This is a genomic window from Corynebacterium wankanglinii (genome assembly GCF_013601005.1).
Classification (GTDB): domain Bacteria; phylum Actinomycetota; class Actinomycetes; order Mycobacteriales; family Mycobacteriaceae; genus Corynebacterium; species Corynebacterium wankanglinii.
The window spans coordinates 462537-480222 of record NZ_JABFED010000001.1 but is presented as its reverse complement, the minus strand read 5'-3'; the positions used below and the strand labels follow the sequence as shown (position 1 = coordinate 480222).

19 protein-coding genes and 1 pseudogene are annotated in these 17686 nt (G+C 63.7%); 5 read left to right on the top strand and 15 right to left on the bottom strand.

What is annotated here, in order from left to right; translation table 11 throughout:
- Window positions 1-70: 70 nt before the first annotated feature.
- The 10 genes and pseudogenes from HMA55_RS02370 to rpsH all read right to left on the bottom strand — a co-directional run bounded on the left by HMA55_RS02370 (window position 71) and on the right by rpsH (window position 6767).
- Entirely contained in the window at window positions 71-841 is a 771-nt protein-coding gene (locus tag HMA55_RS02370) for a L,D-transpeptidase (protein ID WP_181191461.1), read from the bottom strand.
- Between the two features lie 51 nt (window positions 842-892).
- Window positions 893-1684: a type I methionyl aminopeptidase gene (gene map, locus HMA55_RS02365; protein WP_181191460.1), complete on the bottom strand. Its 792-nt coding sequence runs from the start codon at window positions 1682-1684 to the stop codon at window positions 893-895.
- A gap of 74 nt (window positions 1685-1758) precedes the next feature.
- Window positions 1759-2304, bottom strand: coding sequence for an adenylate kinase (locus HMA55_RS02360; protein ID WP_181191459.1), 546 nt, complete (start codon window positions 2302-2304; stop codon window positions 1759-1761).
- Window positions 2304-3632, bottom strand: coding sequence for a preprotein translocase subunit SecY (gene secY, locus HMA55_RS02355; RefSeq protein WP_181191458.1), 1329 nt, complete (start codon window positions 3630-3632; stop codon window positions 2304-2306). The genes HMA55_RS02360 and secY overlap by 1 nt, the downstream gene beginning before the upstream one ends.
- Before the next feature lie 441 nt (window positions 3633-4073).
- Window positions 4074-4520, bottom strand: a pseudogene (gene rplO, locus HMA55_RS02350) (50S ribosomal protein L15); the annotation flags it as partial.
- A 7-nt stretch (window positions 4521-4527) separates the two neighbouring features.
- A complete protein-coding gene (rpmD, locus tag HMA55_RS02345) occupies window positions 4528-4713 on the bottom strand; it encodes a 50S ribosomal protein L30 (RefSeq protein ID WP_034997282.1) in 186 nt (61 codons plus the stop codon).
- Between the two features lie 5 nt (window positions 4714-4718).
- Complete coding sequence (rpsE, locus tag HMA55_RS02340) at window positions 4719-5366, bottom strand: 30S ribosomal protein S5 (protein ID WP_181191456.1); 648 nt, start codon at window positions 5364-5366, stop codon at window positions 4719-4721.
- Between the two features lie 40 nt (window positions 5367-5406).
- The gene (rplR, locus tag HMA55_RS02335) at window positions 5407-5811 is read right to left on the bottom strand and encodes a 50S ribosomal protein L18 (protein ID WP_181191455.1); all 405 of its coding nucleotides are present in this window, start codon (window positions 5809-5811) and stop codon (window positions 5407-5409) included.
- A gap of 2 nt (window positions 5812-5813) precedes the next feature.
- A complete protein-coding gene (gene rplF / locus HMA55_RS02330; protein ID WP_181191454.1) occupies window positions 5814-6350 on the bottom strand; it encodes a 50S ribosomal protein L6 in 537 nt (178 codons plus the stop codon).
- 18 nt (window positions 6351-6368) lie between these two features.
- Entirely contained in the window at window positions 6369-6767 is a 399-nt protein-coding gene (rpsH, locus tag HMA55_RS02325) for a 30S ribosomal protein S8 (protein ID WP_038609685.1), read from the bottom strand.
- 354 nt (window positions 6768-7121) lie between these two features.
- On the opposite strand from rpsH, the gene HMA55_RS02320 reads away from it, so the two are divergent.
- Window positions 7122-8351, top strand: coding sequence for an amidohydrolase (locus HMA55_RS02320; protein ID WP_181191453.1), 1230 nt, complete (start codon window positions 7122-7124; stop codon window positions 8349-8351).
- 6 nt (window positions 8352-8357) lie between these two features.
- On the opposite strand, the gene HMA55_RS02315 is transcribed toward HMA55_RS02320, so the two are convergent.
- A complete protein-coding gene (locus HMA55_RS02315) occupies window positions 8358-9071 on the bottom strand; it encodes a DUF2786 domain-containing protein (RefSeq protein ID WP_181191452.1) in 714 nt (237 codons plus the stop codon).
- Window positions 9072-9333: 262 nt separating this feature from the next.
- Between HMA55_RS02315 and HMA55_RS02310 the strand changes: the two genes are divergently transcribed.
- Window positions 9334-10089 (top strand): formate dehydrogenase accessory sulfurtransferase FdhD, encoded by a 756-nt coding sequence (locus HMA55_RS02310; protein ID WP_181191451.1) that lies wholly within the window; start codon window positions 9334-9336, stop codon window positions 10087-10089.
- Between the two features lie 5 nt (window positions 10090-10094).
- Here HMA55_RS02310 and HMA55_RS02305 read toward each other — a convergent pair whose 3' ends face one another.
- The 4 genes from HMA55_RS02305 to rplN all read right to left on the bottom strand — a co-directional run bounded on the left by HMA55_RS02305 (window position 10095) and on the right by rplN (window position 13045).
- Window positions 10095-11612 carry an OFA family MFS transporter gene (locus HMA55_RS02305; RefSeq protein WP_181191450.1) on the bottom strand — a complete coding sequence of 506 codons (1518 nt, stop codon included), beginning with the start codon at window positions 11610-11612 and terminating at the stop codon, window positions 10095-10097.
- Window positions 11613-11772: 160 nt separating this feature from the next.
- Entirely contained in the window at window positions 11773-12357 is a 585-nt protein-coding gene (rplE, locus tag HMA55_RS02300; RefSeq protein ID WP_181191449.1) for a 50S ribosomal protein L5, read from the bottom strand.
- A gap of 1 nt (window position 12358) precedes the next feature.
- A complete protein-coding gene (gene rplX, locus HMA55_RS02295; RefSeq protein ID WP_181191448.1) occupies window positions 12359-12673 on the bottom strand; it encodes a 50S ribosomal protein L24 in 315 nt (104 codons plus the stop codon).
- 3 nt (window positions 12674-12676) lie between these two features.
- Window positions 12677-13045: a 50S ribosomal protein L14 gene (gene rplN / locus HMA55_RS02290; protein WP_181191447.1), complete on the bottom strand. Its 369-nt coding sequence runs from the start codon at window positions 13043-13045 to the stop codon at window positions 12677-12679.
- 309 nt (window positions 13046-13354) lie between these two features.
- On the opposite strand from rplN, the gene HMA55_RS02285 reads away from it, so the two are divergent.
- From HMA55_RS02285 to HMA55_RS02275, 3 genes are read left to right on the top strand one after another with little or no spacing between them, the layout of a single operon-like run.
- Window positions 13355-14236 carry a formate/nitrite transporter family protein gene (locus tag HMA55_RS02285; RefSeq protein ID WP_257802578.1) on the top strand — a complete coding sequence of 294 codons (882 nt, stop codon included), beginning with the start codon at window positions 13355-13357 and terminating at the stop codon, window positions 14234-14236.
- 38 nt (window positions 14237-14274) lie between these two features.
- Window positions 14275-16098, top strand: a complete 1824-nt coding sequence (locus HMA55_RS02280) for a GTPase family protein (protein ID WP_308239996.1) — start codon at window positions 14275-14277, stop codon at window positions 16096-16098.
- Window positions 16091-17683 (top strand): GTPase, encoded by a 1593-nt coding sequence (locus HMA55_RS02275; protein WP_181191444.1) that lies wholly within the window; start codon window positions 16091-16093, stop codon window positions 17681-17683. Before HMA55_RS02280 ends, HMA55_RS02275 begins: the two co-directional genes overlap by 8 nt.
- Window positions 17684-17686 lie beyond the last annotated feature (3 nt).

The following is a 17686-nucleotide window of genomic DNA, read 5'->3' as shown; positions in this document are numbered from 1 at the left end:
TCACTGTAGTGTTTCACCTGCGAAAACGCAAAAGGCCCCAGCGGTGAAGCTGGGGCCGGAGCGGACAGGGTTAGAACACGTAGACCTTGTCGCCGACCTGCAGGTCGTTGAAGTAGCGCTGCGCGTCCTGGCGGTAAAGGTGGATGCACCCAGCGGACGGCACGTACGGGTCGTCCTGGTGGAACGCGATACCGTTGTTGGTGAAGTACACGGAGTACGGCATCGGGGCATTGTTGAATTCGTAAGAGATCTCGTCTTTGACCTTGCGGTTGACGTAGTGCGTGCCCTTCGGCGTGTCCTGTCCCGGGCGACCGGAGCTGATCTGGACCGGGCCGTAGTAGATAACGCCGTTGTTCTGCAGCCAGGACTTTTGGTTGGTCAAATCAACGCACGCCTTCGCGTCAGCCGGGCACGGGTTCGCCGGGCGCTGCGCCGGCGCGGGCTTCGGGGCTGGCACCGGCGCCGGTTTGGGAGCCGGCTTCGGCTTCGGAGTCTTCTCCGCGATCAGGCCCGGGAAGAAAGTCTCAACGATGTCGTCGATGCGCTGCTTTGCCTTGGCTGGCAGCTCCGGGTTGATTGCTGCTAGGCCATCCGCCTGCTGGCGCAGATTGTTGCGGATGTCCCATGCGGTGTTGCGCGCGGACTTATCCAAGTTGGCCAGCGACGAGGTGGCCTGCTGTGACAGCGCATCCAGGCTGGACATCGCAACCGGATTCTGGGCGGGCGCCGCCTGGGCGGAAACCGGTGCGGCCAGGGAGGCGACGACACCGAGGCCGGCGGCGAATGTGGTGGCGCGCCGCTTCAGCGGCGACGGCTTAGCGTGGCGGGGGCGGTAAGACATGGCGGAAGTATAACCCTCCGGCAAGCAAACGCACTGCGGCGCGCCAGAGATTTACACGCGGGGTGTAAGTATTCTCGGCCCGTGGGCAGTAGCGGCAACTGTGTGCTCCCAGTGGGCCGCAGGCATGCCGTCGACGGACACGACGGTCCACTCATCCTGAAGCACCTCAGTGTCCACTTCGCCGCCGAGGATCAGCATCGGCTCGATGGCCAGCACGGACCCCTCCTGGATCACCGGGCCGCGGTGCGGTTTGCCTTCGTTGGCCAAATAGGGTTCCTCGTGCATGGTGTGGCCGATGCCGTGACCGCCGTAGCCGTCCACGATGCCCAGCTCCACGCCGAAGCGCTCTTCCGCGGCATAGGTCGCTTTCTCCAAGGCGTGCGACACGTCGGTGAGCTTGTTCCCGGGAACCATCGCCTGCAGCCCCTGCGCCAGCACCCACTCCGTAGCACGGTTGAGGGCGTCCACGTCCGCCGCTAGTTCGCCGATACCGAAGGACCATGCGCTGTCGCCCACCCAGCCATCCAGCGTCGCCCCGCAATCAATTGAAATGAGGTCGCCCTCTTTGAGCACGACGCTTGACGACGGTATCCCGTGGACCACGACCTCATTCACCGACGCACAAATGGAGCCGGTGAAGCCGTTGTAACCGAGGAACGTTGGCACAGCGCCGTGATCCCGGATGACCTGCTCGGCGACCCTATCCAGTTCCCGTGTGGTTGCCCCGGGCACGGCGGCAGCCCTGACTTCCTGCAGGGCGATCCCCACGACGCGCCCCGCCGCCTCCATGGCATCGAGCTCCGCCGGCGATTTGGCCGCGATCTTTCGTTTTCTGAACACCATGCGGGGTCCCCTTCGGTTCGTCGATAGGCACATGCGAAAGGCCGGTGCGAACACCGGCCTTCCCATGCGTTTGGCTACTTGCCCAGGGCCTCCATGGCGCGCTGGTTGATGTCGTCCACGTCGCCCACAGCGTCGATGGAAATGATGTCGTCGCCGTAGTGCTGGATCAGCGGCGCCGTCTCGTCGCGGTACACGCCGAGACGGGTACGGATGGTCTCCTCGTTGTCGTCCGCGCGGCCGCGTGCGAGCATCCGCTCGACTACGACGTCCTCGTCCACCACGAAGTTGAGCACCCCGTCGAGCTTCTGGCCGTGCTTAGCAAGCAGGCCAGTGAGGATCTCAGCCTGCTCGACGGTGCGCGGGAAACCGTCCAGGAGGAAGCCGTCCTTGGCATCGTCCTGGTTGAGTCGGTCTTCCACCATGCGCGCGGTGACGTCGGTTGGCACGAGCTTGCCCGCGTCGATGTAGCTCTTCGCCTCGACGCCGAGCGGGGTGCCCTCGCCTATGTTGGCGCGGAACAGGTCGCCTGTAGAGATGTGCGGGACGCCAAGCTTCTCGGAGAGGATGGCGGCTTGGGTGCCCTTACCGGCGCCGGGAGGGCCAAGGAGAACGAGACGCATTATCGCAAAAGTCCTTCGTAGTTGGATTGCAGGAGTTGGGATTCAATTTGCTTCACCGTGGTCAAAGCCACGGAAACCATAATGAGGATCGCGGTGCCACCGAACGCGCTCATGCCCATCTTGCCGGAACCGGTAATACCGGCGTCCATAGCCAAGTTCGGCAGCACAGCAATCAGCGCGAGGTAGACGGCGCCTACAACCAGCAGACGGTTCATCACAAACGCCAGGTATTCCGCTGTCGGGCGGCCCGGACGGATGCCTGGGATAAAGCCACCGTACTTCTTCATGTTCTCCGCCTGGTCCACCGGGTCGTACTGAACGGACACGTAGAAGTAGGAGAAGAAGATAATCAGCACCACGTAAGTCAAGATGTACTGCCACGAACCCGGGTTCTGCAACCAGGCCATCACGTGGTTCATCCACCAGTTGTCGGGCGGGGTCGGGTTGTTCATGGTGACAATCTGCGTGATGAGCACCGGCACGTACATCAGCGACGACGCGAAGATCACCGGGATCACACCAGCCTGGTTCACCTTCAGTGGCAGGTAGGTCGAAGACCCACCGTACTGGCGGCGTCCCACCATGCGCTTTGCGTACTGCACCGGGATGCGGCGCTGCCCCTGCTCGATGAACACGATGCCCACGACCAGCGCCACCAAGGCGAGAACGACCAAGGTGAGGGTTACACCGCCGGAGTTCTGCAGGATGAACGCACCCTCCGACGGGATCTGGGTGGCGATGCCGGCGAAGATGAGCAGGGACATACCGTTGCCCACCCCCTTTTCAGTGATGATTTCGCCGAGCCACATGATCAGCACAGCACCTGACGTCATGACGATGATCATCATCAGTAGGGTCCAGACGTTGCGGTCCTCGACAAGCACAGGCATCCCCTGGCCGAGCAGCTGCTCGCGGTCAGCGAGGGCGACGATGCCCGCAGACTGCAGCAGCGCGAGCGCCACGGTGAGGTAGCGGGTGTACTGCGTCATCTTCGCCTGGCCGGACTGGCCCTCTTTCTTCAGCTCCTCGAACTTGGGAATAACCACGGTGAGGAGCTGGACGATAATCGAGGCCGTAATGTACGGCATGATGCCGATGGCGAAGATGGAAAGCTGCAGCAGCGCCCCGCCCGAGAACAGGCCGATAATGGAGAACATCGTCGCCTGGTCGCCGCGGGAGATCTCTTCCAGGCGGGAGTTAATCAGGGCGTAGTCCACGCCCGGGGTCGGGATCTGGCAGCCGACGCGGTAGAGGAACATCAGCGCAAGGGTGATCAGAATCTTCTTCCGAAGATCCGGATCCTTGAACGCTTGAGCAATAGCGGACACAAAGCCTCCTGGCCCCCGCCGCGCCACGGGCGGGAGGTAGCGGACATTCGACTGCTCGCGTCGGGTTCTCGGGCATGCGAAAACCGGCGGGGCTGTCTTTTGACCCCACTACACTAACAGCCAAGCCGGGAAAGTTGATATTTCAGGTTCACCAGCACCCACTCTGCCAGCAATCCCGCAGCCAGCGTCGAGGCTTTACTAACCCGTAGTTTGTTTTGAAAACGACGAACCCCCGTCTAGGACGTGAATCGTCCGGGACGGGGGCTGCGCGTAGAAGCTGAGTGCTTACGCCTCTGGGTCAGCGTCCACCGCGGTGGAGCCGCCCTGTAGCGGGTCGGAGTCGAGGACACCCTTTGCGCCGGAGTTTGCCTCCGGAGCCGGGGACGTCTCGCCAGCTGCGGATGCAACCGGGCCCTGGTTCTTCGCGGCACGCTTGGAGAACTCAACGGTGGTGGCGGAACCGCCAGCAGCCTTAATCTTCTCCTCGGCGGACTTGGAGAACTTGTTTGCGGTGACGTTGAGTGCGACGTTGATGTCACCCTCTGCCAGCACCTTCACCGGCTGCTTCGGGCGCACGAGGCCCTTGGCAACGATGTCGGCGATGGCGATGTCGCCACCTTGCGGGAAGGCCTCTGCCAGATCCCCGACATTGACCACCTGGTACTCGACGCGGTTCGGGTTCTTGAAGCCCTTCAGCTTCGGCAGACGCATGTGCAGCGGCATCTGGCCACCCTCGAAAGCAGCGGAAACCTGCTTGCGAGCCTTGGTGCCCTTGGTACCGCGGCCGGCGGTCTTACCCTTGGAGGCCTCACCGCGACCGACGCGGGTTTTGGCCTTGTTTGCGCCCTCTGCCGGGCGCAGATCATGGAGCTTGATGATGTCAGCCATGTGTTATCTACTCCCCTGCAACTTCTTCAACGGTGACGAGGTGACGCACCTTGAGGATCTGGCCGCGGGTCGCAGCGTTGTCCTTCTTCACCACGGACTGGCCGATCTTGCGCAGACCGAGAGCCTCGAGGTTCTTACGGGTGACCGGCTTCTCGCCGATCTTGCCGTGGTGCAACGTAATCTTCAGTGCCATGGTGCTTAGGCCTCCTGTCCTGCGCGTGCGCGCAGCATGCGAGCCGGTGCAACTTCCTCGACGGACTTGCCACGCTTGGCAGCCACCTCTTCGGGGCGGACAAGCTGCTTCAGGCCGGCGACAGTTGCCTGGACCACGTTGAGCGCGTTGTCGGAGCCGAGGGACTTAGCCAGGATGTCCTGGATACCAGCGCACTCGAGCACCGGGCGGACAGCGCCACCGGCGATCACACCGGTACCAGGGGCAGCCGGGCGGAGCATAACGATGCCTGCAGCCTCTTCTGCCTGGACCGGGTGCGGGATGGTGCCGCCGATCATCGGGACGCGGAAGAAGTTCTTGCGAGCTTCCTCTGCACCCTTCTGGATTGCGGCGGGAACTTCCTTGGCCTTGCCGTAGCCGACGCCGACCATGCCCTCACCGTCGCCGACGACGACGAGTGCGGTGAAGGACATGTTGCGGCCGCCCTTTACGGTCTTGGCAACACGGTTGATGGTGATGACGCGCTCGATGTACTTATCGCGCTCGTCATTCTGGTTGTTGCGGCGGTCGTCGCGGCGGCCGCCACGGCCACCACGGTTCCCGCGCTCGTTGCGGTCGTTGTTGTTCTGGTTGTCGGCGGAGCGCCCGCCGTCACGCCGTTCACGTTCGGCCATTACGCGATCCTTCCGTTGATGGTGATGATTGCGGTGATCATTAGAACTTCAGACCACCTTCACGAGCTGCTTCGGCCAGGGCCGCGACGCGGCCGTGGTACTTGTAGCCGCCACGGTCGAAGACGATCTCCTCGATCCCTGCGGCCTTGGCACGCTCTGCGACGAGCTGGCCAACCTTGGCGGCCTTGTCCTTCTTGTCGCCCTCCAGATTGCGCACGTCCGGCTCGATGGAGGATGCGGAAACCAGGGTGTGGCCCGCAAGGTCGTCGATGACCTGGACGTGGATGTGACGCGAGGAGCGGTGAACGACGAGACGCGGGGTCTCCGGGGTACCGCGCAGCGTCTTGCGGATGCGGTTGTGGCGACGTGCGCGAGCCTCGCGGCGGCGGGACGAGATGTCCTTGCCAACCGGAGTGCGCTTGGTGTTCTCTGCAGAATTGCTCATGATTACTTACCCGTCTTTCCGACCTTGCGGCGGACCTGCTCGCCGGCGTAACGGATGCCCTTGCCCTTGTACGGGTCATCCTTACGCAGACGGCGGATGTTTGCCGCAATCTGGCCAACCTGCTGCTTATCGGTGCCTTCGATGGCTAACTTGGTGTTGCCGTCGACGGAGAACGTGACGCCTTCCGGCGCCTCAATCAGAATCGGGTGCGAGTAGCCGAGGGAGAACTCGAGGTCCTTGCCCTTCTGCTGCACGCGGTAGCCGACGCCGAAGATCTCCATGTTGATCTTGTAGCCCTCAGTCACGCCCACGACCAGGTTGTTGATCAGGGAGCGGGTCAGGCCGTGCAGCGCACGGTTGTTGCGGTGGTCGTCCGGACGGGCCACCACGATCTGGTTGTCCTCAACGGAAGCGGTGATCGGAGCCGGCATATCCAGGTCCATGGTGCCCTTCGGGCCCTTGACCTCAACGTGCTGGCCGTCGATCTTCACCTCGACGTTGTTCGGGACTGCGATGGGTGCATTACCTACACGCGACATAAGTCTTTCAACCTCCCTTTACCAGACGTAAGCGAGGACTTCCCCGCCTACACCCTTCTCTTGTGCCTGGCGGTCGGTGAGCAGGCCGTGGGACGTGGAGATGATTGCCACGCCCAGGCCGCCGAGCACCTGAGGCAGGTCGTTGGACTTCGCGTACACGCGCAGGCCCGGCTTCGACACGCGGCGCAGGCCCGCGATGGAAGACTCGCGGGTCGGGCCGTACTTGAGGTTGAGCGTCAGCGACTTGCCAACTTTCTCGTCCTCAACTTTGTAATCTTCGATGTAGCCTTCCTGCTTCAAGATCTCGGCGATGTTCACCTTGATCTTGGACGAAGGCATGGACACGGCGTCGTGCTGCGCATGTGCTGCGTTGCGCACGCGCGACAGCATGTCCGCGATCGGGTCAGTCATGGTCATTGTGGTGACCGTTACCTTTCTCGTTGCGGTTCCCATCCACCGCGTGGCCTGCAGCGCGTGGCACTGCTGGTCGCGTTTTCCGCGTGATCTGTCGGGGGCTACTCCCGCTGCCCGCACTCAGTAGCACGGGCCGCTCGCCGCCTCCCTTGCACGCGGTCCGCATCTTGGCGGGGGGCCTGCAACAAAGTTGGATGTTCAAATGTTCTTCGGATCGCGCACGCCGAAGCATCGGCGCGCAAGTCCGAGCGGGTAACTTACCTCTTTCCTGGGGCGATGGGCAAATCGCTTGGCGACGGCACCCTCTAGCACCCCACCGATCCTCGCTTCCCGCGCGAACCCATAGACTGCATTCCTATGGAACCTGCTCTTGCTCAGCTCATTGGAACGCTGGACGCGACGCGTGAGGCGCGCGAGGCCCTCTACGTGTGGTTCCACCAGCACCCTGAGCTGTCACTGCAAGAGTTGCAGACAGCCTCGAAGATCCGTTCCCGCCTGGATGCCATGCAACTCCCGCACATGCAGGTAGGGGAGACGGGCACGGTATGCGTGCTAGAAAACGGCCCCGGCCCGGTGGTGGCCATCCGCGCAGACATCGACGGCCTGCCGGTGCAGGAGCGCTCCGGCAAGCCCTACGCCTCCACCGCTACGCAGGTTGATGCCGTCAGCGGCCACCAGGAACACGTCGCCCACGCCTGCGGGCACGACATCCACATCATGGGCGTGCTCGGGGCGCTGCATGCATACGCCGCCAACCGCGACAGCTGGAGCGGCACGCTGGTGGCGGTGTTCCAGCCGGCCGAGGAGGCCTACACCGGCTCCCGGGTGATGCTGGCCAACGGCATCCGCGAGGCGATGCCCACCCCCGACGTGTATTTGGGCCAGCACGTGCTGCCCATGCTGCCCGGCGGGAGCGTGGGCACGCACCCGGGGCCGTTTATGTCCCAGTCCTTTTCCGCCCAGATCGAGGTCTGGGGCAAAGGCAGCCACGGCTCCATGCCGGACAAGGGCGTGGACCCGATCCTGTTGGCCTCCAACATTGTCACCCGGCTGCACACCGTGGTCTCCCGTGAGATCGAGGCAAAGGAGACCGCAGTGCTCACCGTCGGTGCGGTCCACTCCGGTGTCAAAGCGAATGTGATCCCGGAAACCGCACAGCTGTTGGTGGACACCCGGGCGTACACCCGCGAGGTCAGCGACCGGTTGCGCAGCGCGATTATCCGCATCGTCCGCGGCGAGTGCGTGGCGGCGGGCAGCCCCCGCGAGCCGGAGATCACGTTCTACGACGAGTACCCGCTCACGGACAACAACCCCGTGATCACCTCGCGCGTGCGCGACGCTTTCGACGCGTACTTCGGTGACGAATCGGTGGAGCTAGGCCAGGTGCCGGCCTCAGAGGATTTCTCCATCATCCCCGACGCGCTGGGGGTGCCTTACACCTACTGGGGCCTGGGCGGTTTTGCGGACTGGGAAAATGCCCCGAGCAATCACTCCCCGACATTCGCGCCCGACCTGCAGCCCACGCTCGACCGCGCGGCCGAAGCCATGATCGTCGCGGCGGCCGCGTGGCTGGTGGATGGCAATTAGCCCCCACTAGAACGGCAGCGCCGGGCGCGCACGCACCCGCGTCTGCCCGATGTCGGAGCGCTGCCCCGCCTCGTGACCCTGGTCGAAGGCGTCCGCGTCGAAGGAGCGCTTGGACGAGAAGCTACCTAAAGAGAAGCCCATTTCTGCGGCGAATGTGTCGCGGGCTTCGGTGGCTTTTTGGAAGTCGCTGACAAGCACGAGCCCGTACTCCCCGTCCGATTCCTCCACGGTCTTTTCCGCCTCGGCGAGGCGCGCGCCGATGCTGGCTGCGAAGCCGGACATGAAGCTGCGGCGGCGCACGACCGCCGATTCGCCCCAGCTGGTCGCGCGTACTTTCTGCGCATCCGCAAGCATCACGGGCAGCAGCAGCGCGTAGAGCATATCCACCCGCTCGAGGTGGCGCGCGCACCCAAAAATGACCGCATCTTTCATCCGCGTGGAGTTGTACACGCGCTGCGAAAATCCGGTGCAGTGCAGTGCGGCCGCGATGGTGAGCAGGAGGTTCGCCTGCATTTCGGTGTACGAGCCCGCGAATTCGTAGGCGCGCTGGCCTACCTCGGACGGTTCAGGGCCGTCGATATCCCGCTGCTCGTAGCCGTATTGCGCCATGAGCTCGAACGCGCGGGCGTAAAACACGTCCCCCTCGGGCGTGCCCTCCCGGTCACGCGCCTGGTTCAGCAATTTTTGCACTCGTTGTTTGATCTTGTCCTCGGTACGCATCGGACGCACCCACCCCTTCCCTGGTTTCGGATGTGTGGGTGTAGTTCTAGCGGGTTGGCAAGAGGCGTGTGCTCGACCCTGTGAAATTTGCGATCGAGCCCCTGTGGATAACTCCTATTTGCGCAGCTACATCGCGTGCAAAGTCGAATACCGAAACCAGACGCGGTGATGCGTATCGTCGGCGAGAACTCCGCGCCCGACACGATGTGGGACGCTGCCGGCGAGCACTTCAGTGAAGCCGGCACGCACTAACATCGAGGCAATGAGCAGGACCAAACGCAGTTTCGCAGTGACCAAGGTCGCCTCCGACGGCACCAGCGACACCCGTGCTGGCCGCGTCGAGGTGGAAGAGCCACTGGAGATCCGGGCCGGCGGCGCATCTGTAGCCACGCTTACGCGCACCCCGGGCCACGACATCGAGCTCGCGCACGGACTCTTGCAAGCGCAAGGCCTGATCGCCCGCATCGAGGACGTGGTTACCGCCCGCTATTGCGAAGGCACGATCGGCGGCGAAAACACCTACAACCTGTTGGACATTCAACTCGCTCAGCCCGTCATCCCGCAGTTCATCGACCCGATCCCCGGCGACGCCTGCGGCATCTCCGCCGAGCAGCGCGTGAGAGAACTCGCATCGAGCCTCAACGTGCGCCCTGAGTTCGCGGGATTCGAGCCGTCCGCGATCTTCGCGCTCCCCGCACTGCTCTCCCGGCACCGCGCCCGTGAGCTGTCAACCGCCGTCGCAGGTGACGTGGGCCGTCAAGACCTTAACCCTGTGAATGCGGTGCATAAGGTAGCCGGGCACATGCTTCTCGACGGCGTCCCGTCCCCCACCTTCCCCCTCGCGGTCGACGCACGAGTCGGCTTTGAAATCGTCCGTGCTGCCGCTGCCGCAGGGTTTAGTGCTGTGGCCACCACCGCCGGTGTCACGTCGATGGCCGTGGAGCTGGCTCGCGCCACCAACACAGTGCTGATCGGCGAAATCACCGCCGAGCGATTCAGCGTCTACTCCGGGGCCTAAAAGATCTATCCCGCGAACATCTGGGAGGCTTTCACTGCGGTCTCCCACAGCCCGTAGACAAGCAGCGCCACGATGACGGCGGCTAGAATCGCCGCGGCAACAGCGTGCGCAGCACCCTCACTGCGGGCAGGCGAGGCGGTCTGCGTCCCCACCGCCGAGACGCGATCCGCATCCACCTTGGCCTGCACCGTGGCCGGATCTTCGAACCACTTGCGGTCTACTGGCCTTACCAAGACGTTGGCCACCAGGCCGACGGCGAGCAGGACGCACATGATGTAGAGGGACAGCTGGTAAAGCTGCGGTCCCTCGTGGCCGCGGCTTGCCTGGCGCTCCACCACCATGTTGATAATCAGCGGGCCCACCACACCTGCGGCGGACCAGGCGGTGAGCAACCGGCCGTGGATCGCACCGACCTGGTAGACACCGAACAGGTCCCGCAAGTACGCCGGGATAGTGGCAAAGCCGCCGCCGTAGAAGGTGAGCAGGATGAGCGCGCTCACCACGAACAGCGCGAGGCTGGTGTGCCCGGCTGATGCCAGGAGGAAATAGAAAATGAGCCCTGCACCCAGGTAGACCATGTAAATGTTCTTACGCCCGATGACATCGGATGCGGAAGACCAGATGAAGCGCCCGCCCATGTTTGACAGTGACAGCAGCCCGACGAATCCGGCGGCGGCCGCAGCACTCAATGACGGGAAGTAGTCCTGCACCATGGGTGCAGCGTTCTCGAGGATGCCAATGCCCGCGGTGATATTGCAGAACAGGATCACCCACAGGCACCAGAATTGCGGTGTGCGGATCGCGTTGGCGGCACTCACGTTCGCCCCGACGATAGCGACCTTGGACGGTTTCTTGCCCACGCGGGGCGCACCGGACGGGGCCCAGTCCGGGTGCGGCAGCCGGATGCAGAAGGCACCCATGGCTATGACCACCAGATACACCGCCGCCAGGGTGAGGAACGTGGGTTGCAGCCCCACAGCGCGATCCGCAATCTCAACGCCACCGCCAAACGCTTCCATGAGGCGGTTCGACGCCGGGGAGGCGATCAGGGCTCCCCCACCGAAGCCCATGATTGCCAGCCCTGTAGCCAAACCTGGGCGGTCGGGGAACCACTTCATCAAGGTGGATACCGGGGATATGTAGCCGATGCCCAGCCCAATGCCGCCGACGAAGCCGTAGCCGAAGTACACCAACCCCAGGTGACCAGTTGCGATACCGGCCGCGGCGATGAGGAACCCCGCCACCCACAACACACCCGAAACCGTCATCGACACCCGGGGCCCCACCCGCTCGACCCAGGAGCCGAACAGGGCAGAAGAGATCCCGAGCATGCCGATGGCCAGAGAAAAGATCCAGCCGACGGCCACCTCACCCACGCCGAAGTGTTCCATCATCGGTTTCTTAAACACGGAAAACCCGTACACCTGGCCGATGGACAGGTGGATGGCCAGCGCTGCTGGGACGATGAGCCACCGGTTGAACTGCTTTGGCGCGATGATGGCAGCGCGGGAGAAGTATGACATGGGAACCCACCTTGCGAGGTTGCATTAAATTCGCTCGGCATAATAACCCATGCCCGGCCAGCGCAAACAACCGCAAAGAGCACATCGCCGTGAAGACCGGCCCAGGAATGCAGAAAACCTCCGGCTCGAGGTGAGTCGGAGGTCGTCGATACGCGAGCGCTTATGCGCGCTTCATCTTGCCGTCCTTGTCAGCGAACGGGAAGCCGAGGTGCGTCAGTAGGGCGCGACCCTCGTCGTCGTTCGTGGCGGTGGTCACGAGCGTGATGTCCATGCCGCGGACGCGATCGATCTTGTCGATGTCGATCTCGTAGAACATGGTCTGCTCGGACAGGCCGAAGGTGTAGTTGCCGTTGCCGTCGAACTGCTGGTCGTTGAGGCCGCGGAAGTCGCGGATACGCGGCAGCGCGACAGTCAGCAAGCGGTCCAGGAACTCCCACATGCGGTCGCCGCGCAGGGTAACCTTCGCGCCAATCGGCATGCCTTCACGGAGCTTGAAGTTCGCGATGGACTTCTTCGCGCGACGCAGCTGCGGCTTCTGGCCGGTGATCGCGGTGAGGTCCTCAAGCGCGCCGTTGATCACCTTGGAGTCGCGGGCAGCGTCGCCCACACCCATGTTCACGACGATCTTGGTCAGGCCCGGGATCTGCATGACGTTGTCGTAAGCGAACTGATCGTTCAGCTTGGTGCGGATCTCGTCCTGGTAACGCGTCTTCAGGCGGGGGGTGTACTGAGTTGCTTCAGTCATCTTAGATGTCCTTCCCGTTCGACTTGGCCACGCGGACCTTCTTGCCGTCCTCGTCGAAGCGGTAGCCGACGCGGGTCGGCTTGCCATCGGAATCCAGGATCATCACGTTGGAGACGTGGATCGGGGCTTCCTGGGTGACAATGCCGCCGGACTCGGCGCCACGCTCGTTGTAGGAGTTCGCGACGTGCTTCTTGATGCGGTTCACGCCCTCGACCAGGACCTTCTCACGCTTCGGGTACGCCTCGATGACGCGGCCCTGAGCGCCCTTGTCCTTGCCAGCGATGACCTGGACCATATCGCCCTTCTTGATCTTCATAAATTAGATCACCTCCGGTGCGAGAGACACGATCTTCATGAAGCGCTTGTCGCGCAGCTCACGTGCGACCGGGCCGAAGATGCGGGTACCGCGCGGCTCGGTGTCGTTCTTGATGATGACGGCAGCGTTCTCGTCGAAGGCGATGTAGGAGCCGTCCGGACGACGGGTTTCCTTCTTCGCGCGGACGATGACGGCCTTGACAACCTCACCCTCCTTGACGTTGCCGCCCGGGGCAGCTTCCTTCACGGTGGCGACAATCGTGTCGCCGATGCCGGCGAAGCGTCGAACAGAACCGCCGAGAACGTTGATGCACAGAATCTCGCGTGCACCAGTGTTGTCGGCGACCTTCAGACGCGATTCTTTCTGAATCACAGTTGGTCTCCTGACCTGGATCAATGTGCGCCAGATTTCCGTCCTGCACGCACGTGGTCAATGCTTATTCGTGCCCATTGCTTATCGACGAACCTCTCGCGCTCGTCCCTCGCACGAGAGGCGAGCGCAACGTGGTCGAAGGGTCTCGGCTGCGCAGCTCGGAAACGCGCGTTGCAACCGACCAGCAGTAGACAACTGGAGTATTCAACCACGACCTGGGCCGATCCCCCAAATCCCTGTAGGCGAGCAATAAGAAGCACGCCCCTCGAGGATCACTCGTGAGATTGACCGCACATTGTGAAAAACTGGATGTGCATTCGCAGCGACCCGCCTTTCACCTGTGAGACACATAGGCCGTCAGGTAGCACCATTAACTTGTGCTGCAGTAAGTTCTTCAGTGTGAGCTTTCACGATTCAGCCCTCAATTCAATTAAAAACAAGCTCGATCTCTTCGAGCACGAACCCCCTCGCTTTGCGGTCCGTTCCATGCTCGCGGGCATGTACCTCGGAATTATGACCGCGTTTGCCTCCGCCACCGCCACCCTGCTCGAGCCCGTAGCCGCGGGCTGGGGCAAATACGCGTTCGGCATGATCTTCGCCTGCACCCTTTACATCATTGTCGTCCTGCAGGCTGAGCTCGCTACCGGCGATATGCTCTTTATGACGTACGGGGCCGTCCATGGCAAGAACAACATACCCCACGGCATCTTCGTCGTCCTGATCGTGACGTTTTTCAACCTCTTCGGTGCCGTCTTTATCACGTGGCTGATTTCCAACACCACCATCGGCTCAAGTATCGCTCCGGGCGACTTCCTGGAAAACCTCATGGTGTCGAAGCTGGAAAAACCTAGCGGCATCCTCTTCGTTGAAGCGATCTTGGCCAACATGGTGGTTTGCATCGCTTTTATGCTGACGGTGCAGGCGGGCAACGACTACACCGCGAAGCTGCTCAGCGTGATCCTCATCGTGCCGGCCTTCGCAACCATGAGCTACGAGCACTCCATCGCCAACTTCGTGCTCACTTCCCTGTCCGGCTTTACGCTGGGCCCAGAGCAGATTGAGGGGTTCACGTTCTGGAACGTGATCCGCAACTGGACCATTGTCTGGCTGGGCAACTTTGTCGGCGGCGGGTTGATCATGGGCGGGCTCTACGGCTGGCTCAACATGACCAAGACGAACTACAAGGACTAACCACCCCGGCGACCCGTCTCTCTGCCAAAATGGAGTGGGTGACTACCCAAACTCCAGATGTCCTCGAGGCAGTGCGCGGCGTGCGCAATGCGGTCGCAGACACCGCGTTGCCTGTCGACGTCGCGCCCGAAGCCCGCGCCATTGTTAACCAGCTGGACGATTATGTGCTGCCCCGCTTGGCAAATCTCGATGCCCCGCTGCTCGCGGTGATTGGCGGATCCACGGGCTCCGGCAAATCCACCCTGGTCAATGCGCTGCTGCGCGAGCGGGTATCTCACCCGGGCGTGATCCGCCCCACCACCCGTCAGCCAGTGCTGGTGGCAAACCCCGGCGACGCGGATTGGTTCAACTCCCCGCAGGTGTTGCCGGGGCTAGCCCGCTCCCACGGCGCGGGAGACGAACAGTCGACCACCCTGCGCGTTGTTGAGACGCACCGAATCCCGGAGGGGCTCGCGCTGCTCGATGCACCGGACTTCGACTCCATCGACGACCAGAACCGGGCTTTGGCGTCTCAGCTGCTCGCGGCTGCAGACCTGTGGATCTTCGTCACCACGCCGGCCCGTTACGCGGACCAGCTGGTGTGGAACTTCCTTCACGACGCCGCCGGCCGCGGCATCGAGGTGGCCGTGGTGCTCAACCGTCTCGACGACAAGGCCGCCGAAACGGTGCCGGATGATTTGCGCCGCATGATGAATGACGCGGGACTGTCTCGATCCACCGTGTTCACCGTCCCGTTCGTCGCAGACCTCGGCGGCGAACAGGTCGGCGAATTTCTGGGAGAGGAGCTGGTAGCTCCCCTGCGCGACTACCTCACCGCGCTCGCCCAGGACACTGTTGCCCGGCGCGACGTTGCGGGCAAGACCGTGGCTGGCGCAGTTGAATCGGTGCTAGCCCGTGTGGAGGCCTTGGTGGGCCGCCGCGAGCGCCAAGAGAACTTTGCCAACCAGCTGGATGAAGCGATCCACGAGCTGTACACCGCCGCCAATCGCCATGTCATAGACGCCACCTCCGACGGCAAGCTGCTGCGCTCCGAGGTGATGGACCGCTGGCAAGACGTCATCGGCACCTCCGACGTGTTCCGCGGCTTCGAGCGCTGGTTCTCCAGCGCGGTGGACAAGTTGGGCAGCTTCTTCACGGGCGAGCCCGCTCCCCTGCGCGAGGTGGAGACCGAGATCGAAACTGGCCTGCACGCGGTCATTGTGGATGCAGCTGAGACGGCCGCTGGCCGCGCCTGGTCCCACACCGGCGCGATCGCCCCTGATCTGCGTGCGGACGCGGACCCGGCGCTTGCCCGCGCCAGCACCGATATCTCCGCGCAAGCCGCCCAACTAGTCCGCGACTGGCAGCAGGCGATGGTGCAGCGGATCCAAGATACTGCGGGCGACAAGCGCCAGCGCGCCCGCATCATGTCCTTCGGCCTCAACGTGGTCACCGTCGCGCTCATGCTCGCGGTGTTCGCATCCACTGCTGGTATCACCGGCGGCGAGGTGGCCATCGCGGGCGGCTCCGCGGTGGTCGGCCAGAAACTCCTGGAGACCATCTTCGGCGAAGACACCGTGCGCCGCATGGTCGTCGAGGCCCGTGAGGACTTGAACCAGCGCCTCGGGGAGCTGTTTGCCGCGGAACGCGACCGCTACCACGAACTCACCGACCCACTGCTTGAGGGCGCCACCGCGGACCAGCTCCGTGAGGCTACCCGGCAGGCGAAGCGCGCGGTGGACGTGAGGCTCCTCGGTATTGAGGAAAAACCGCAGCTTCCCGCGGTGCAGGAAGATGTGGAGGATAGCTTCGAGCGTGGCACCCTGCGCGGGCTGTTCGACCAGCTGCGCGGCACCTTTGGCAAGGGTGACAACGATGTTTAAGAAAAAGGCTGGCCTCGGTGAGCGCCTCGCGGCGTTAGAGGAAGCTGCGCACATCGGCGCGCCATACCTCTCCCCTGCCCACCGCGAGGGCCTTGAGCGGGTGGCGCGGGCCGGTGCGGAGCGGCGCGCGCTATCCGCGGAGCACACCGTCGTCGGGTTCTTCGGCGCCACCGGCTCTGGCAAGACGTCGCTGTTTAACGCAGTCGTCGGCGAAGACCTGGGCAAAGCCGCCGCACGCCGTCCGACGACGTCTTCCCCTCTCGCCGCCATCTGGGAGGCGGACGGCTCCGAGGAGTTGTTGGATTGGCTGGGTGTGGAGGACCGCCGCGTGCGCCAAGGCGAGTTCGCGCGGGGTGCGGGTCCGTTGATCCTGCTGGATCTGCCGGACTTTGATTCCGTGGAGGCCTCCAACCGCGCGATCGCGGAGCGTCTGGCCGGGCAGGTGGACGTGCTGGTGTGGGTCTCCGATCCGGAGAAGTACGCCGACAGCGTCATCCACGACCAGTTCATCCGCCCCCACGCCAACCACTCCGCGGTCACACTCGCCGTGCTCAACAAAGCCGACCTGCTTGCCGCAGGCGACGTGGGCACGGTCGCGGACTCGTACGCGGGGCTTTTGCGTAACGACGGCCTGTCCAACGTCCAGGTCGTGCCCACCTCCACGATCACCGGCGCGGGAATCGACGACCTGCGCGGGGCCATTGCCCGGGTGGCGAAAGCCCACACGGCGCAGACCGCCCGCATCGAGGCGGACATCCGCTCCGTAGCCCAGGGGTATGCCGGGGTGAGGGGTGCCGGAGGCGTCGATAAGCATGCAAAGCGCGACATGGACGCCGTGCTGGCGCAAGCAGCCGGTGCGGACCGCATCGCGGAGACCACCGCAGCCGCCTACCGCAAGCGGCTGCGGGAGCGCACCGGCTGGCTTATGACCTCCTGGATCACCCGCTTCAAACCCGACCCGCTGCGCCGGTTGGGCCTGCGGGAGACGCCCGACGAACTCGGCGTGCACCGTACATCCATGCCGGAACTCGACGCGGCGTCCAAGGCCGTGGCCAACCGGGGTGTGCGCGACTACGCCACCAAGGTGGCGGATGGGCTGCCTCAGGAGTGGTCCGCCGCCGTTGCGGACCACGCCGAGGAGGTCTCCGCCGGCCTGCCCGCGGAGCTAGACCGTGCGGTCGCGCGTGCCTCTCTGCCTGCGGAGCCGTCGAAAGGCTGGTCGGTACTGACCGTGTTTCAGTGGCTCGCGCTGCTCGCCGCGCTGGTGGGCGTGCTGTGGTATCTCTTGGTCGCGTTCGTTCCCGGCGTGCTCACTCCGCTGCTGGGCGGGGATCTCGTGCCCGATGTAGAGGGGTGGCCGATCCCGACGCTGCTGATCATGGCGGGCCTGCTCACCGGCCTAATCATCGGCCTGACCAGCGCAGTCTTCGGCGGCATGCTGGGCTCCGGAGTGAAACGCAGGACGCGTGCGGCGGTGCAGAAGCAAGTCGCCGAGGTCTCCCAGACCGCGGTAGTGGATCCGCTCCTGGCCATCCGGGAGGACTACTCCCGCTTCGCGGAGCGCATCGCCGTCGCCGCGGGGTAGTTT

What these genes read in the sequence shown, in the direction of transcription:
- HMA55_RS02370 (WP_181191461.1), bottom strand. Translation starts at nt 841, where the DNA reads ATGTCTTACCGCCCCCGCCACGCTAAGCCGTCGCCGCTGAAGCGGCGC.
- map (WP_181191460.1), bottom strand. Translation starts at nt 1,684, where the DNA reads ATGGTGTTCAGAAAACGAAAGATCGCGGCCAAATCGCCGGCGGAGCTC.
- rplR (WP_181191455.1), bottom strand. Translation starts at nt 5,811, where the DNA reads ATGAGCAATTCTGCAGAGAACACCAAGCGCACTCCGGTTGGCAAGGAC.
- HMA55_RS02360 (WP_181191459.1), bottom strand. Translation starts at nt 2,304, where the DNA reads ATGCGTCTCGTTCTCCTTGGCCCTCCCGGCGCCGGTAAGGGCACCCAA.
- HMA55_RS02275 (WP_181191444.1), top strand. Translation starts at nt 16,091, where the DNA reads ATGTTTAAGAAAAAGGCTGGCCTCGGTGAGCGCCTCGCGGCGTTAGAG.
- rplE (WP_181191449.1), bottom strand. Translation starts at nt 12,357, where the DNA reads ATGACTGAAGCAACTCAGTACACCCCCCGCCTGAAGACGCGTTACCAG.
- HMA55_RS02320 (WP_181191453.1), top strand. Translation starts at nt 7,122, where the DNA reads ATGGAACCTGCTCTTGCTCAGCTCATTGGAACGCTGGACGCGACGCGT.
- rpsE (WP_181191456.1), bottom strand. Translation starts at nt 5,366, where the DNA reads ATGGCCGAACGTGAACGGCGTGACGGCGGGCGCTCCGCCGACAACCAG.
- rpsH (WP_038609685.1), bottom strand. Translation starts at nt 6,767, where the DNA reads ATGACCATGACTGACCCGATCGCGGACATGCTGTCGCGCGTGCGCAAC.
- HMA55_RS02315 (WP_181191452.1), bottom strand. Translation starts at nt 9,071, where the DNA reads ATGCGTACCGAGGACAAGATCAAACAACGAGTGCAAAAATTGCTGAAC.
- rplX (WP_181191448.1), bottom strand. Translation starts at nt 12,673, where the DNA reads ATGAAGATCAAGAAGGGCGATATGGTCCAGGTCATCGCTGGCAAGGAC.
- rpmD (WP_034997282.1), bottom strand. Translation starts at nt 4,713, where the DNA reads ATGGCACTGAAGATTACGTTGCACCACGGCAAGATCGGCGAGAAGCCG.
- HMA55_RS02310 (WP_181191451.1), top strand. Translation starts at nt 9,334, where the DNA reads ATGAGCAGGACCAAACGCAGTTTCGCAGTGACCAAGGTCGCCTCCGAC.
- HMA55_RS02305 (WP_181191450.1), bottom strand. Translation starts at nt 11,612, where the DNA reads ATGTCATACTTCTCCCGCGCTGCCATCATCGCGCCAAAGCAGTTCAAC.
- HMA55_RS02285 (WP_257802578.1), top strand. Translation starts at nt 13,355, where the DNA reads ATGTGCATTCGCAGCGACCCGCCTTTCACCTGTGAGACACATAGGCCG.
- rplF (WP_181191454.1), bottom strand. Translation starts at nt 6,350, where the DNA reads ATGTCGCGTGTAGGTAATGCACCCATCGCAGTCCCGAACAACGTCGAG.